The 15,544-nt window shown below is 67.6% G+C and carries 14 protein-coding genes; 8 read left to right on the forward strand and 6 right to left on the reverse strand.

Translation table 11 applies throughout. The features are described from left to right. Positions 1–19: 19 nt before the first annotated feature. Positions 20–310 (reverse strand): type II toxin-antitoxin system YafQ family toxin, encoded by a 291-nt coding sequence (locus CTP10_RS29655; protein WP_116319093.1) that lies wholly within the window; start codon positions 308–310, stop codon positions 20–22. Further along, positions 297–563: a type II toxin-antitoxin system RelB/DinJ family antitoxin gene (locus tag CTP10_RS29660; protein ID WP_116319094.1), complete on the reverse strand. Its 267-nt coding sequence runs from the start codon at positions 561–563 to the stop codon at positions 297–299. The genes CTP10_RS29655 and CTP10_RS29660 overlap by 14 nt, the downstream gene beginning before the upstream one ends. Before the next feature lie 329 nt (positions 564–892). Here CTP10_RS29660 and CTP10_RS29665 point away from each other — a divergent pair, with 329 nt between their 5' ends. From CTP10_RS29665 to CTP10_RS29690, 6 genes are all read left to right on the forward strand, one after another. Beyond that, positions 893–3,055, forward strand: coding sequence for a TonB-dependent siderophore receptor (locus CTP10_RS29665; protein ID WP_116319095.1), 2,163 nt, complete (start codon positions 893–895; stop codon positions 3,053–3,055). A 350-nt stretch (positions 3,056–3,405) separates the two neighbouring features. Further along, complete coding sequence (locus CTP10_RS29670; protein ID WP_116319096.1) at positions 3,406–4,941, forward strand: NCS1 family nucleobase:cation symporter-1; 1,536 nt, start codon at positions 3,406–3,408, stop codon at positions 4,939–4,941. Positions 4,942–4,984: 43 nt separating this feature from the next. Next, on the forward strand, positions 4,985–5,719 hold the full coding sequence (locus CTP10_RS29675) for an aspartate/glutamate racemase family protein (protein WP_116319097.1): 735 nt from the start codon (positions 4,985–4,987) through the stop codon (positions 5,717–5,719). 45 nt (positions 5,720–5,764) lie between these two features. Continuing rightward, positions 5,765–6,763, forward strand: coding sequence for an allantoinase PuuE (puuE, locus tag CTP10_RS29680; RefSeq protein WP_116319098.1), 999 nt, complete (start codon positions 5,765–5,767; stop codon positions 6,761–6,763). An 89-nt stretch (positions 6,764–6,852) separates the two neighbouring features. Beyond that, positions 6,853–7,659 carry a GntR family transcriptional regulator gene (locus CTP10_RS29685; protein ID WP_116319099.1) on the forward strand — a complete coding sequence of 269 codons (807 nt, stop codon included), beginning with the start codon at positions 6,853–6,855 and terminating at the stop codon, positions 7,657–7,659. A 58-nt stretch (positions 7,660–7,717) separates the two neighbouring features. Then, positions 7,718–8,071: a hypothetical protein gene (locus CTP10_RS29690; RefSeq protein WP_116319100.1), complete on the forward strand. Its 354-nt coding sequence runs from the start codon at positions 7,718–7,720 to the stop codon at positions 8,069–8,071. Between the two features lie 14 nt (positions 8,072–8,085). On the opposite strand, the gene CTP10_RS29695 is transcribed toward CTP10_RS29690, so the two are convergent. Next, entirely contained in the window at positions 8,086–8,472 is a 387-nt protein-coding gene (locus CTP10_RS29695) for a DUF427 domain-containing protein (protein ID WP_116319101.1), read from the reverse strand. Positions 8,473–8,724: 252 nt separating this feature from the next. Between CTP10_RS29695 and CTP10_RS29700 the strand changes: the two genes are divergently transcribed. Then, positions 8,725–9,417: an SDR family NAD(P)-dependent oxidoreductase gene (locus CTP10_RS29700; protein ID WP_116319102.1), complete on the forward strand. Its 693-nt coding sequence runs from the start codon at positions 8,725–8,727 to the stop codon at positions 9,415–9,417. 143 nt (positions 9,418–9,560) lie between these two features. Beyond that, positions 9,561–10,238 carry a type 1 glutamine amidotransferase domain-containing protein gene (locus CTP10_RS29705; RefSeq protein WP_116319103.1) on the forward strand — a complete coding sequence of 226 codons (678 nt, stop codon included), beginning with the start codon at positions 9,561–9,563 and terminating at the stop codon, positions 10,236–10,238. A 124-nt stretch (positions 10,239–10,362) separates the two neighbouring features. Here the strand turns inward: CTP10_RS29705 and CTP10_RS29710 are convergent, their stop codons facing one another. The 3 genes from CTP10_RS29710 to CTP10_RS29720 all read right to left on the reverse strand — a co-directional run bounded on the left by CTP10_RS29710 (position 10,363) and on the right by CTP10_RS29720 (position 15,542). Further along, the gene (locus CTP10_RS29710) at positions 10,363–12,801 is read right to left on the reverse strand and encodes a penicillin acylase family protein (protein WP_116319104.1); all 2,439 of its coding nucleotides are present in this window, start codon (positions 12,799–12,801) and stop codon (positions 10,363–10,365) included. Positions 12,802–12,927: 126 nt separating this feature from the next. Beyond that, a complete protein-coding gene (locus tag CTP10_RS29715) occupies positions 12,928–14,526 on the reverse strand; it encodes a sulfite reductase subunit alpha (protein WP_199414567.1) in 1,599 nt (532 codons plus the stop codon). Further along, positions 14,523–15,542, reverse strand: a complete 1,020-nt coding sequence (locus CTP10_RS29720) for an FAD:protein FMN transferase (RefSeq protein ID WP_116319105.1) — start codon at positions 15,540–15,542, stop codon at positions 14,523–14,525. The genes CTP10_RS29715 and CTP10_RS29720 overlap by 4 nt, the downstream gene beginning before the upstream one ends. Between the last annotated feature and the right edge of the window lie 2 nt (positions 15,543–15,544).

Here is a 15,544-nt window from a genome sequence, read left to right on the forward strand (position 1 = left end):
CAGGCTGGGCCATCGACCATCAGAAGCCCAGTTCGCTGTGCGAGCCCAGCCGGATCAACTGAAGCGTTCCAGCATCGGGCTTCCGATAGATCAGCAGGAGGTCCGGCCTGACATGGCAGTCCCGGCAGTCCCGCAACGCGCCGCCCAGGCCGTGGTCGCGGCATCGCGCAGGCAAGGCCTCGTCGCACGCCAGCAATTCGATAATGGCGGAAAGTTCATTTTCCTGGCCCTGCAGCGCCAATCGGTATGGACCTTTCAGTTCGCGTTTGTAGTCTCGTCTGAACTGGCTCGTCGGTTCAATCATCCTCATCGTTGAGATCCGCCATCAACGCCGCCACGGACCCGAATTTGCGCAGGCCGCCGGCCCGCGCTTCTTTCAGCGCTGCAATGGTTGCAGGGTTCGGAGTCATCAGCCCCGAAGGCAAAGCCTGCTCCAGCGCGATACGGGTCAACAACATGCGAACGGCGTCGGAAACGGTCAGGCCCATCGCTTCCAGCACGGCCGCGGCCTCGTCCTTGATTTGCTGGTCGATCCGGGTGCGAACGAAGGTCGAGGCGGGCATGGCAGGCTCCTGCGGATAATAACGAAGTGGATTATCGATTACTTGCCGGGCGGTGGATTTCAGAAAAATCTAACTCCCGGAAGTACCACAGTGTAGCTCAAACGAGCAACACCCACAGTAGGACTTAATCTCAGCCATGCAAGCACAAGCCACGTTTCGATCACCTGATTGAAAGAAGTCTTCCCGCTTCGTTGCTTTCTCCACGACACCCTTCCGCCTCGCCTTGACGCCGCCTTTCCGCATGTCCATCATTCCGACTTTTACTAAATGCGAATTATTCGCATTTGTATCAACATTTACATACAGGCCTGCCTGTCTTACCGCCACCCATGAATCACGCCGACTTCCGCGCCACCCGCCTGCGCGCACCCAAGCCTCGCCATCTCGCCGTATTGGCGCACCTGGCAGTCCTCATCGGCTTCCCGGCGGCGGCGGCGCTGGCACAGGAGCCCGCGGCGGGAGCCGAGCCGCAATCGCTGCCCGCCGTGACGGTCAGCGCCGCCGCCGTCGATGACGCGGGCCTGCAGCTTCAGAAAAAGGCCAGTACCGGTGCGCTGGGCTCGCGCACGCAACTCGACACGCCGTATTCCACGACCATCGTCACCGGCGAGGACCTGGCCGACCGCCAGGTCGCCAAGCTCGGCGACGTGTTCGCCATGGATGCCTCGGTCACCGACAACAGCAATGCCTACAACAGCTGGTCCAGCTACCTGACCGTGCGCGGCCTGCAGGTCGACTGGCAGAACGGCTTCAAGATCAACGGGCTGCCGTTCGTCGCCTACGGCATCACGCTGCCGTACGAGCATCTGGAGCAGGTGGAACTGCTCAAGGGCCTGCCGGGCTTCATGTACGGCTTTGGCACCCCGGGCGGCATCGTCAACTACGTCACCAAGAAGCCGACCGACACCTTTACCGCTTCGTTCGAGCTGGGCTACCGCGCCGCCAACGTGTGGAGCGAGCACATCGACCTCGGCGGCCGCGCGGGCCCGGACAACATGTTCGGCTACCGGCTTAACTACACGCACGAGGAAGGCACGCCGTACAACGCGCGCAACGTCAACCGCGACACGGTCTCGCTGGGCCTGGACGCACGCCTGACCAGGGACCTGACCTGGACCTTCGACTCGATCTACCAGGACCGCCGCACCGCCGGGCAGATGCCGTCCTTCAGCTTCTGGACCTACACCGACCAGGCGCTGCCGGCCGCGGTGTCCGGCCGCATCCGCAACTTCGCCGGCAGCGACCAGCACCTGAACACCAACCTGCAGCTGTACACCACGGGCCTGCGCTACCAGGTCAACCCGGAATGGGCGGTCAGCACCAACTACAGCTTCAGCAAGGTCAACCGCAGCCGCAACGAGAGCCTGTATGGCGTGCTGAACCAGGCCGGCGACTACACCGACACGCGCTACGACACCGCGCAGAACCAGCAGGTCGGCTACTGGCAGGCAATGCTGGAGGGCAAGTTCCGCACCGGCCCGTTCGGCCACCAGCTGGTGGCCGGCCTGTCGTGGCAGAAGCAGATCGACCGCTATGACAACAACGGCTTCGCCGGCACGATCGGCACCGGCAATATCTTCGAGCCGAACACCAACACGTACTTCAGCTCGACCGCGTTCAACAAGGTGCGCAACAGCGACATCACGCAGAAGTCGATCTTTGCCAGCGATACCGTGCAGCTGAGCGAGCGCTGGTCGGTGCTGGCCGGGCTGCGCGTGACCAATTTCGAGCAGAACGGCTACGTCCCGGTGGCCAGCAACTACACCAAGAACGGCGTGGTCACGCCGACGCTGGCGCTGATGTTCAAGCCGGTGCCGGCGGCCACGGTCTATGCCAGCTATGTAGAAGCGCTGGAGCCCGGCTCGATCGTGCCGGATGGCTACACCAACGCGCGCCAGCTGCTCAGCCCGCTCCGCAGCAAGCAGTATGAAATCGGCGTCAAGGCCGACCAGCAGAAGTGGAGCGCCACCGCCGCGCTGTTCCGCATCGAGCGCGATGCAGAGTACGACAGTGTCAGCAACGGCCTGCCGACGCGGGTGCAGGACGGCTCCTCGATCTACCAGGGCGTGGAACTGGCCGGTGTGTACCGCCTGGGTTCCCAGTGGGAGTTCGGCGGCAGCGCGATGTACCTCGACACCTACTACGGCAAGGGCAATACCAACATCGACAACCGCGTGGCCGGCGCGCCCGAGCTGGTGCTGGCGGGCCGCATCAGCTACCGCGTACCGTTCGTGCCGGGCCTGCGGGTTGGCGTCGACGGCAAGTACACCAGCAACATCAAGCTCAACGCGACCAACACGCTGGAGGCTGGCGGCTATACCGTGTTCAACCTCGGCGCCACCTACAACACGCGCGTGTACGGCAAGGACCTGACGCTGCGCGCGGCGCTGAACAACCTGACCAACAAGCGCTACTGGGGCTTCCAGTATGAAAACTACCTGCAGCCTGGCGATCCGCGCAGCGTGAGCCTGACGGCGAAGATCGCCTATTGAGTTCAGTCCTCCATACCGCCTGATTTTCTCCGCTCTCCCGCGTGCGGCAGAGGGAGAACACAACCGCAGGTTTGACGACCCCGCCCTTGAGCGGGGTCTTTTCATTTGTGCGCCGCCAGGCACGGCAGGTGGCGTCCCCTCCTCCCGCGGTCACCCCGCACCCCTTCCCTTCTTTCGGGAAAACGAATGTTGACAATCATGAATCCTTGATCTACAACATCGTCTACATCTTCCAATTATTTTGTAGACAATTTAGTAGACAGCGCAGCAAGGATTCCCACGGCGCACAAAAGAGCCAGACGGCCATACGTTCGCCTATCGTCAAGACAACCATCTGCCAGGAGACTCAGATGATGCAAACGACCGTAACGCCAGACGCGACCGCCAGCGCCCCGCAGGCAGGGCATGCCGCACACGGCAATGCCCTGATCAAGCCCACCTACGACGAGCGGCTGACCAACGAGGACCTGGCGCCGCTGCGCAAGCAGACCTGGGGCACCTACAACATCTTTGCCTTCTGGATGTCAGACGTGCACAGCGTGGGCGGCTACATCACCGCCGGCAGCCTGTTCGCGCTGGGGCTGACCAGCTGGCAGGTGCTGGTGTCGCTGCTGGTCGGGATCGTGATCGTGCAATTCTTCTGCAACCTGGTGGCCAAGCCCAGCCAGATGACCGGCACGCCTTACCCGGTGATCTGCCGGGCTTCGTTCGGCGTGCTCGGCGCCAATATCCCGGCCATCATCCGCGGGCTGATCGCGGTGGCCTGGTACGGGATCCAGACCTACCTGGCGTCCAGCGCCTTCCTGGTGCTGGCGCTGCACTTCTTCCCCTCGCTGGCGCCGTATGCCGACCTCAGGCTGCACGGCTTTGCCGGGCTGTCCACGCTGGGCTGGGCCGCGTTCATGGTGCTGTGGGTGCTGCAGGCGCTGGTGTTCTGGACCGGCATGGAGACCATCCGCAAGTTCATCGACTGGGCCGGCCCGGCGGTGTACGTGGTGATGATCGCGCTGGCGATCTGGCTGGTGAACAAGGCCGGCTGGGAGAACGTCAACTTCACGCTGAGCTTCGTCAAGTACACCGGCTGGGAAGCGGTGCCGGTGATGCTGAGCGCGATCGCGCTGGTGGTGTCGTACTTCTCCGGCCCGATGCTGAACTTCGGCGACTTCTCGCGCTATGCCAAGGACTTCAAGTCGGTCAAGCGCGGCAACTTCTGGGGCCTGCCGGTCAACTTCCTGGGCTTCTCGCTGCTGACCGTGATCACCACCTCGGCCACGCTGCCGGTGTTCGGCAAGCTGATCACCGACCCGGTGGAAACCGTCAGCCATATCGACAGCACCTTCGCCATGCTGCTGGGCGCGTTCACCTTCATGACCGCGACCATCGGCATCAACATCGTCGCCAACTTCGTGTCGCCGGCGTTCGACTTCTCCAACGTGTCGCCCAAGCACATCAGCTGGCGCACCGGCGGCATGATCGCCGCGGTGGCCTCGATCTTCATCACGCCCTGGAACCTGTACAACAACCCAGAGGTGATCCACTACACGCTGGACGTGCTGGGCGCCTTCATCGGCCCGCTGTTCGGCATCCTGATCGCCGACTACTACCTGGTGCGCCGCCAGCACGTGGAAGTCGATGACCTGTACACGCTGAACCCGCGCGGCCGCTACTGGTACCGCAACGGCTTCAACCCGGCAGCAGTGGCCACCATGATTCCCGCGGCTGTCATCCCGATCCTGTGCGTGGTGGTGCCGGCCTGGCAGGCGGCGGCCAACTACAGCTGGTTCATCGGCATGGGCATCGCGCTGGTGCTGTACCGCCAGCTGGCGCCGCGCATGATGCCGGGCCACCTGGCCTCGCCTGCCGATCCGGCCGCCAGCAAGGCCTGAACGACCACTCTCCAACGACCGCATCCATCTCAGAGCCGCGTCCATGAAGCTGAAGATCATCAACCCCAATACCACCGAAAGCATGACCGAGAAGATCGGCCAGTGCGCCCGCGCCGTGGCCGAGCAGGGTACGCGCATCAGCGCGGTCAGCCCGCGCATGGGCCCGGCCTCGATCGAGAGCCACTATGACGAGGCGCTGTCGGTGCCCGGCATCCTCGACGAGATCCTGGCGGGCGAGCAGGAAGGCGTCGACGGCTACGTCATCGCCTGCTTCGGCGACCCCGGCCTGTATGCGGCGCGCGAGGTGGCCCGCGGCCCCGTGATCGGCATCGCCGAAGCGGCAATGCACATGGCCAGCATGGTCGGCAGCAGCTTCAGCGTGGTCACCACGCTGGCACGCACCTGCAATATCGCCTGGCATCTGGCCGAGCGCTACGGCATGAAGCGCTTCTGCAGCAACGTGCGCGCCTGCGACCTGCCGGTGCTCGACCTGGAGCGCCCCGGCTCGGACGCGCGCCGCATCATCACCGAGGCCTGCCGCCGCGCGCTGGTGGAAGACCGCAGCGAATGCATCGTGCTCGGCTGCGCCGGCATGACCGATTTGTGCGACGAGATCGCCGACGCCATCGGCGCGCCGGTGATCGACGGCGTGACGTGCGCGGTCAAGCTGGCCGAGTCGCTGGTGTCGGTGCGGCTGGCCACCAGCAAGCGTGGCGACTGGGCGCGGCCGCTGCCGAAGGCGTATGCCGGCATGCTGGCGCCGTATGCACTGAACTGAGGCACTGAACTGATGTTTCGAGAACCTCTTACCCTATCGCGCAACATGCTCCAGACACGTTATCCCCGCGACCTGACCGGCTACGGTGCCCAGCCTCCTCACGCCCGCTGGCCGGGCGGCGCGCGCATCGCCGTGCAGTTCGTCCTCAACTATGAAGAAGGCGGCGAGAACTGCGTGCTGCACGGCGACGCCGCCTCCGAGCAGTTCCTCTCCGAGATCGTCGGCGCGGCGGCCTATCCCGACCGCCACATGAGCATGGAGGGCATCTATGAATACGGCTCGCGCGCGGGTGCCTGGCGCATCCTGCGCGAGTTCGAAAAGCGCGGCCTGCCGCTGACCATCTTCGGCGTGTCGATGGCGCTGCAGCGCCATCCGGATCTGACGCGCGCCTTCGTCGAACTGGGCCACGAGATCGCCTGCCACGGCTGGCGCTGGATCCACTACCAGAACATGGACGAAGCCACCGAGCGCGAGCACATGCGCATCGGCATGCAGATCATCAAGGAGCTGACCGGCGAGCTGCCACTGGGCTGGTACACCGGCCGCGACAGCCCCAACACGCGCCGCCTCGTCGTCGAGCACGGCGGCTTGCTGTACGACTCGGACTACTACGGCGACGACCTGCCCTTCTGGACTGAAGTCGAAGTCACCGGCGGCGAAAAGAAGCCGCACCTGGTGGTGCCGTACACGCTGGACTCGAACGACATGCGCTTTGCCACGCCGCAAGGCTTCAACACCGGCGAGCAATTCTTCCAGTACCTGAAGGATGCGTTCGACGTGCTGTATGAAGAAGGCGACCCGAGCGGACAGGACAGCCCCAAGATGCTGTCGATCGGCATGCACTGCCGGCTGCTCGGCCGTCCCGGCCGCTTCCGCGCGCTGCAGCGCTTCCTTGACTACGTGCAGGGCCATGACAAGGTGTGGATCTGCCGCCGTGTCGACCTCGCGCGGCACTGGGCGCAGGTCCATCCGTTCCGCCCCGCAACGACTGCCTCTGCAATTGCCAGCGCTGCCAGCGCTGCCAGGGAAGCCGCCACGGCCTGACCCGCGCCGTCCCCGTCGCCATATTTGTGTACGATATAGCCGTGTTTCGTCGCCACTTCCGGCGACACCCCGACTGTCCGTACCCAGATATGGCAACCACATCGAAGAAGGCGGCGCCCGTCGCGGCGGCGAAAGCGCCGCGACGGCCCGCATCCAGAACCGCGGCCAAGGCCGCCCCGCCAGCCCCGCCGGATGAACCGGCCGGCAACGAGTCCGCCGCCGGCGAGGCTTCCGCCACCGAAGCCATCTATCTTGGCCTGCTGACCGCGATCATGGAGCATCGCCTGCTGGCCGGCACCAAGCTGGTGGAAGAACGCCTGTGCGAAGTCACCGGCGCCAGCCGCGCGCGCATCCGGCAGGTGTTCGCCCGCCTTGCGCATGAAAAGCTGGTCACGCTGGTGCCCAACCGCGGCGCCTTCGTGTCGAGCCCCACGGTCGACGAGGCGCGCGAAGTTTTCCAGGCCCGCCGTGTGGTCGAACCCGCGCTGGCCGCTGAACTGGCGCTGGGCGCCACGCCGGCCAAGGTCCGCAGCCTGCGCCGCCATGCCATGGAAGAGGACAACGCGCGCGCCCGCGGCGACCGCGCCGCGATGATCCGACTGTCGGGCGAGTTCCATATCCTGCTGGCCGAGATGGCCGGCAATGCGATCCTGGAAAAGCTGATCCGCGAGATGGTCTCGCTCACCTGCCTGATCATCACGCTGTACGACCGCCCCGGCGCCCCCGCGTGCGCCGAGCACGAACACCGCCAGCTGATCGACGCCATCGAGCAGCGCGATGCCGCGCGCGCGAGCGCACTGATGGCCGAGCACCTCGAGCATATCGAAGGCTCGCTCGACCTGAGCATGCCCGACAGCGGCGCGCCTGATTTCTACAGCATTTTCAGCAAGGGTTGATCCGCGACTAGACTGCATCCAGGCCTTCCTCCAGGCCTTCGTCAACCGGAGACGCGCCATGGATGCTGTTCCCCCGCCAGCCACACCGCCAGAGCCAGCACCCCAGCTGGTGCCCAGCGGCTACCGCCAGGGCATCATCACCGCCATCACGGTGCTGCTGGGCTTCTCGCTGGCGTTCTGGCGCTTCTGGGGCTTCGAAAGCCCGGGCCACTGGAACGTGCGCGCGGTGTTCGCCGCGATCTCGCTGCTGGCGGCGGTATCGCTGCAGATCGTCGCGCTGTTCCGCGCGCTGCGCATCGAGGACGATGCGGTGGAGGAATACCGCAAGACAGTGCGGTGGTTTATCGCTTCCGCACTGGCGTTGCTGACAGGACTGGCCGTGGCAATGATCGACGCGGCGCTGTCACCCTGAATCCACCCGCACGTTCAGCGCCCCGCATCGCCGATGTCGATGCCGTCGACGCGATCCGGGTAGAAGGCCACGTGCGAGGCAATCGCCGCGACCGCATCGTAAGGCGTCTCGTAGCTCCACACCGCATCGCGCCCACGCTCGCCGGCAGCCGGGATGGAGAAGTAGCTGCAATCGCCCTTGTAGGGGCAGTAGGTGGCGTGATCGCTGCGCGCGAGCTGCGCCATGTCGACATCGGCGCGCGGGATGTACTGCACCGGCGCATAGCTGGCTTCCTGCAGCGTCAGCGCCGCGGTACTGTCGGCGACAACGCGGCCCGCCACCCTGACCACCACGCGCCCTTGCGTCGGCGTGACGGTGATGGGGTGGTCGGGGCCCGGGATCCTGACGGGCTTGCCTGGCATCGTCCTGCTCCTGCGTGGCGGGATGCAGGACATTCTAGGCGCTTGCCGGGCAACCTGCCGGCGCGGCGCAAACTGCGAGTGTCGCGCGCAACTTCCTGTGCGTTTCGAGGGTTACCCCGAGGCGTTTTCGCAAGCTTATGTTGCGTGCCGTTGCGTAGACTGGCTTGCGTTTTTCGCTGCCGGCCACGAATGTAAAAGCCGGGCGAAGCCTGATCACGACAATGCGCGCCGCCACGGCGCAGGAGCACGCAAATGAACTTCAACGGCAAGAACGTACTGGTCACCGGCGCACGCGGCAACCTGGGCCGCGCGGTCGCGCACGCCTTCGCACAGGCAGGCGCGCGCGTGGTGCTGCTGGACCGCCATGCCGCACCGCTGCCCGAAGCCGGCAGCGGCCACCTGGCGCTGCAGGCCGACCTGCTCGATGCGGACAGCCTGGGCAATGCCATCGGCGAAGCCGTGCAGGCGTGCGGGCGCATCGACGTGGTGTGCAACCTGGCCGGCGGCTTCGCCATGGGCACGGGCATCCACGAGACCAGCGCAGCCGACTGGAACCGCCTGTTCGACATGAACGTGGGCACGGTACTGAACATGGCGCGCGCCGTGGTGCCGCACATGCTGTCCGCCGGCGGCGGCGCCATCGTCAACGTGGGCGCCAATTCGGCGGCACGCGGGCTGGCGCAGATGGGCGCCTACTGCGCGTCCAAGGACGCGCTCGCGCGGGTGACCGAATCGATGTCGGCCGAACTGCGCGACCAGGGTATCCGCATCAACGCGGTGCTGCCCAGCATCCTCGACACGCCCGAGAACCGCCAGGCCATGCCGGATGCCGACACCTCGCGCTGGGTCGGCCTGGACGCACTGGCCGACGTGATCCTGTTCCTCGCCTCCGACGCCGCGCGCGCGGTGCAGGGCGCGCTGGTGCCGGTGGTCAACCGCGCGTAATGCGCATTACGGTCGCGCGCGCCGTGCCGGACCCACGGCACGGCACTTGTCGCTTCCGTCAAGACCATAGGATGTTCGCGGCCGGGGCACTATGCTGAATGGCGTTGCGCCACCGTGCCCACGTTTCGCCAAGGAGCAGCCACATGAACATCCTGATGGTGTTGACCTCACATGACCAGCTCGGCAATACCGGCAAGAAGACCGGCTTCTGGCTGGAAGAATTCGCCGCGCCCTACTACGTCTTCAAGGACGCCGGCGCTGGCATCACGCTGGCCTCGCCCAAGGGCGGCCAGCCGCCGATCGATCCCAAGAGCGACGACCCCGACGCGCAGACCGACGCTACCCGCCGCTTCCGCTCGGATGCTGACGCGCAGGCCGTGCTGGCCAGCACGCTGACGCTGGACCAGGTGAAGGCGGAGGACTTCGACGCCGTGTTCTATCCCGGCGGCCATGGGCCGCTGTGGGACCTGGCGGAAGACAAGCGTTCGATCGCGCTGATCGAGCAGTTCGTCCGGCTGGGCAAGCCGGTGGGCGCCGTGTGCCATGCGCCGGGGGTGCTGCGACACGTCAAGGGCGCGGACGGGCAGCCGTTGGTGAAGGGCAAGGAAGTCACGGGCTTTACCAACAGCGAGGAAGAGGCGGTGCAGCTGACCAAGGTAGTGCCGTTCCTGGTGGAGGATGTGCTGACGGCCAGCGGCGGGCGGTTTACCCGCGGGGAGGACTGGGCCAGCCACGTTGCGGTGGCGGGAAGGCTGGTGACGGGGCAGAACCCGGCTTCGTCGGAGGCGGGGGCCGAGGCGGTGCTGGGGCTGTTGAAGTAAAGCCCGGCGCTTTCACGTCGCCGGCGGTCTGCTCCCCTCGCCCGCTTGCGGGAGAGGGGTGCGTTTGCCTGGGGTGGTAGCTTGCGGCGGACGGCCCAGCTTGCGATACCCCGGTTGAAGGTTCTTACTGCGGCACCAGCTCCAGCCTCTCCTTGCTCGCCTTCTCCACCGCCTTGCGCGTATAGACCAGCGGGAAATACTCCCCCTTGGCCCATAGCGGCGCCAGGTCGCGGTAGTGCGAGCTGGCCGGATTCCCCGACTGCCCCGGCGTGTTGATCACGCGCGAGCCATCCCAGTTGCCGACATCCAGCACCATGCGGAACGACGCCCCGGCGGTCAGCCGGAAATCGCTGTTGCGGTAGCTGGTGTTCATCGGCGTGAAGGCCGAGCCGCCGATCGGCCCGGCGTTGACGTTGAACTGCTGCCGCTCGGCATCGCTCAGGATCGGGTCCATCGGGTGCGCGAACACCGCGGTGTGCAGCTTGCCCCATTGCCAGCCGCGCGGGTCCGGGCCGAGCTTGCCTTCCACCTCCGCCATCGCGGCCTTCAGCGATTCAAGCATCACCGCGTTGCGCCGCGCCACCGGCATCCACGGATCGGGCTGCTCCAGCACCGCGACCACGCGCGCCGCATCGCCGGCGCCGACCAGCCGGGCAGCATCGGCGGGCAATGCCGCGCGCACCACTGCCTGGCGCAGGTGCTTGCTGAACCAGACCTCGAACAGCGCCGCCGCGGCGCTGTCGGCGCGTTCATTGCCGTCCCAGCCGCGCAGCAGGTCGAGCCCGCGCGCCAGTTGCGCGTCGTCGCTGCGCACGTCCTTCAGCAGCGCCACCACGCGCTGTGCCGGCAGCGACACCGTATCGTTCTGCCACGCCATCGAGTCCTGCACCGAGCTGCGCGGATTGGCGCCCACTACAGCCTTCAGGCGCCGCGCGCGCGAGCTGTCGCTCCATTCGTAGCCGACGCCCAGCTTTGCCGCCGGATGCTCGGGCGGGATGTTGTTCTCGTTGGCGGTGACGATATAGCCCGGCGTCGGGTTGTAGGCCCACGGCAGCTCGTCCATGTTGCGGTAGCCGGCCCATTCATAGCGGCCGTCGCCCGGCACCGGCGTCAGCCCGTCCCAGTTGGGGCGCTTGACGGTCAGGCCGCCGGGAATCCAGCCGATATTGCCGCCGGTATCGGCATAGACCTGGTTTTCGCCGGGCGCGCCCCAGCGGTTCATGGCGGCGCGGAACTGGTCCCAGTTGCGCGCGCGCATGTAGTCCATCGAGCCGAAGTACGGCGCCATGCCGTAGTCGAGCCACGCTGCGCGCAGCACCCAGGCGCGCGCGGCGTCGGCGTGCAGCACCGGGCCGTGGCGGGTGAAGTCGACGGTGACCTTGCGCGGCGCGGGCTCGCCCTTGACGACGATCTCCTCGGTGACGGTCTCCATCGGCTCCCAGCGGCCCTTGTACTTGTATTCGCGCGGGTTCGCCGGGTTCAGCTCGTAGCCGTAGAGGTCTTCCTGGTCCATGTAGAAGCGCGTCAGGCCGAACGCGATGGTGCCGTTATGCCCGATCGAGATGCCCGGCAGGAACGGTTCGCCCGCGCCGATCACCGACATGCCGGGCGCGTTCAGGTGGCTGATGTAGCGCAGGCTGGGCGCGCCGTGCGAGCGGTGCGGGTCGTTGGCCAGGATCGGCCGGCCGGTGGTGGTGCGCTTGCCGCCGATGACCCAGTTGTTGGAGCCGAGGCTGCGGCCGGTGTCGCTGCTGGGGTCGACCAGTGCATAGAGCTGGTCGAGCGGGATGCTGGCGGATTGCGCGCCGCTCCACGCGTCCTTGGGGAAGCGCGCGGCGGCGGTGGCCAGTTCATAGGCGCGGCGCAGTTCGGCGGCCGGCACCGTGCAGGGATCGAGGCCGGCGCTGAGCCTGGGTTCGACCGGCGGATCGAGTTCGCGCCGGATCCAGTCGGCGCGGACGGCATCGGCCCTGGCCTGGCAGAAGAGCTGGGCCCGCTCGATCTCGCCGGTGAAGTTCAGCGTCAGGCCGTGGTGGCGGATGCGCACGATGTCCTCGGCCTGCCAGCGCGCGGGCTTGTAGCCGAGCTTGCGGAACTCGGGCGGCAGCAGTTCCGGCTTCTGCTCGGTCAGCGCCACGTAGGCATTCACGCCGGCGACGAAGGCCTCGGCCACGCGCTTGGCGTCGGAGCCGTAGGCCAGCCATTCGCGGTACATGTCGCCGCGGAACAGCACCGCGCGCGCCATGCGGTCGCCGTCGGCGTAGGCGGGGCCGAAGTCCTTCGCCATCTCGCCGAGGCCGCGCTTGCGCCAGAGGTCGATCTGCCACAGGCGGTCGCGCGCCGCCATGAAACCCTGCACGTGGAAGGCGTCGTAGAGCGTGCCGGCGTAGATATGCGGCACGCCCCAGCGGTCGACCAGCACGGTCGCGGGCTTCTCCAGGCCGGGAACGGCCAGGCGGTCGGCGCGCGCGGGTGCCTCGGCCATGGCGGCGGGGATGGTGGTGGCAACGGTGGTGGCAACCAAAGCCAGCGCAGCGGCAAGGCGGCGGGGGGTGCGTCGCATCAGGTCTCCTCGGTTTTGTATTGGCTGCAAATGCTTTGCAGTCCACACCGAAGATAGTGCATGCGCGGCCTGGGCGCGAGTGGGTAAAGGAAGGCGCGGCCGATCTCCGCACGGCGATTGGAGTAATCAGTAGACGTCGCGCCGGTAGCGGCCGTCGTCGGCAAGCTGGCGCAGCGCGGATTCGCCGAGGATTTCCGTGAGCGCTTCGTTGACCCCGCCGGCCATGCCTTGCAGGCTGCCGCAGACATAGATCGCCGCGCCATCCTCTACCCACTCGCGCACCAGCGGCGCCTGCGCGCGCAGCGCGTCCTGCACGTAGCGCGGCGTGCCGCCGTCGCGCGACCAGGCATGGTCGACGTGCTGCAGCGTGCCGTCGGCCTGCCAGGCGGCCAGTTCGTCGGCAAAGAAAGCGTCATGCCGGGCCGAGCGCTCGCCGAACAGCAGCCAGTTGCGGCGCCGTCCCGCCACGGCGCGTGCCTTCAGGTGCGCGCGCAGGCCGGCCAGTCCGGTGCCGTTGCCGACCAGGATCAGCGGCCGGTCGTCGGCGGGCGGGTGGAAGCTGCGGTTGGTGCGGATGCGCAATGCAATATGCGCGCCCACGGCCGCATGCCCGGTCAGCCAGCCGGAGGCCAGCCCGAGCCGGCCGTCATCGCGGCGCGCCTGCCGCACCAGCAGGTCGAGGCGGCCGTCCTGCGGCAGCGAAGCGATCGAATACTCGCGGTGCGGCAGCGGCGACAGCGCATCGACCAGTTGCTGGGCCGGCACGCCCTGCATCGCGGCAAAGTGGGCATCGGGCAGCGGCATGCGCGTGGCCAGCGCTTCGGCCAGGGTCAGGTCGCGGGCGTCGCAGCGCACCGCAGTGGCGCCATCCAGCGCGAGCCGGGCCAGCAGCTGCGCGACCTCGGCCGGTGCATGGCACGGGCCGACCTCGGCGATGTCGCCCGGCTGCCAGTCGAGCGCATCGCGGTCGCGCGGCTCCAGTACCAGATGGAACGCCGGCGCGCCCTGGCTGCCGGGATTCAGGTGCCGGCGCTGCGCCAGCACCCAGTCGCCGTAGCGCGGGCGCTCCCAGTCGGCGATCTCCGCGCCGCCGCTCAGCGCCGACAGATGGTTCTGCCAGTGGCGCAGTGCGCCGGCATCGCCGTTGTCGACCTCGATCAGGTCGAACAGCGGCTGCGCGCGATGGCGCTGCAGCCAGTGATCGAGCGCATGGCCAAAGGCGCAGAAGCGCGCATAGCTGCTGTCGCCGAGCGCCAGGATGCCGTAGCGCAGCTCGCGCAGGCCATCCGCGCCGCCGGCCAGCAGCCGCCGCGCGAAGCCCGACGCGCTGTCGGGCGCGTCGCCCTCGCCGGTGGTGCTGACCACGAACAGCGCCTGCCGGCACGCGGCCAGCCGGCCGGCGTCGACCTCGGCCAGCGACAGCAATTGCACCGGCATGCCGGCGCCCTGCAGCGCGGTCGCGGTCTGCAGCGCCAGCTGCTCGGCAAACCCGGTCTGGCTGGCATAGGCGACCAGCGTGGCGCCGTCCGTGGTACTTGCCAATGCCGCCGCGCGCGCGCGCCGCTGGCGGTGGTGCGCCAGCACCGTGCCGCAGAAACCGGCATAGGCGGCCACCACGCCGGCGGCGATGGCGCTGCGCGAGGGCCCCAGCGCCGACAGCGCCACGCCGCCGGCCAGGGCCAGCCAGCTGGCGCCGGCAAAGGGTGAAAGGATGGAGCGGCTCATGCCAGCATCGCGGCAAAAGCCGGGGAAAGATGTTCGTCGAAGCCGCCCGGCGTGCGCACCAGGAAGCGCGCGGCAATGCCGTGGCGGCGCGCGTGCGCCATGCCGGCTTGCGGGCCGAGCACGGTCAGCGCGGTGGACAGCGCATCGGCCAGCATGCACTGCGGGTGGATCACCGTGACCGAAGCCAGTGCGTGGCTGGCCGGGTAGCCGGTGCGCGGGTCGATGGTATGGGCATAGCGCCGCCCGTCGCTGTCGAAGTAGCGGCGGTAGTCGCCCGAGGTGGCCACGGACAGGCCGTGCAGCGCCACCAGGGTCTGCCCGGCCTGTTTTTCCTGTCCGTCGCTGCCGAGGCCTGGCGGCGCTTCCAGTGCGACCCACCACGGCATGCCGTCAGGCTTGACGCCATGGCCGCGCAGTTCGCCGCCGACCTCGGTCAGGTGGTGTGCCAGGCCCTGTGCATCGAGGTAGCGCGCCACCGCGTCAACGGCAAAGCCCTTGGCGATGGCGCAAAAGTCCAGCGACACGCCGCCGGGCTGGCGTGCGCGCCTTGCATCGGCATCGAGTTCGATGCGCGACCAGCCGCAGCGGCCGCGTGCCGCCTGCACGGCATCGGGCGATGGCGGCGCGCTGCGCCGCGGTGCCGGGCCGAAGCCCCACAGGTCGACCAGCGGCCCCGCGCTCGGGTCATAAGCACCGCCGCTCTCGCGCGCCACCTGCAGCGCGCATTGCAGGACAGCAAAGCAATCTGGCGGCAGGTCTTGCCAGCTGCCCGGCGCGGCGCGGTTAAAGCGGCTGATATCGGAGTCCGCTTCCCAGTTGCTCATCTGCGCTATCACGCCGTCGAGCACGGCGACGATGCCCGCGCCGACGGCATCGGCATCCGCCCCGGGCGGCAGCAGGGCCACGACCGACCAGGTCGTGCCCATGCTCGCGCCGCCCCAGCGGTGCTGCCGGGCATCTTGCGCGGGCGGCACCGGGGGCGCTTGCAGCGCGACAGGGACCAGGATGCGGTTCAACG

The sequence above is a fragment of the Cupriavidus sp. P-10 genome (genome assembly GCF_003402535.2).
Classification (GTDB): Bacteria; Pseudomonadota; Gammaproteobacteria; order Burkholderiales; family Burkholderiaceae; genus Cupriavidus.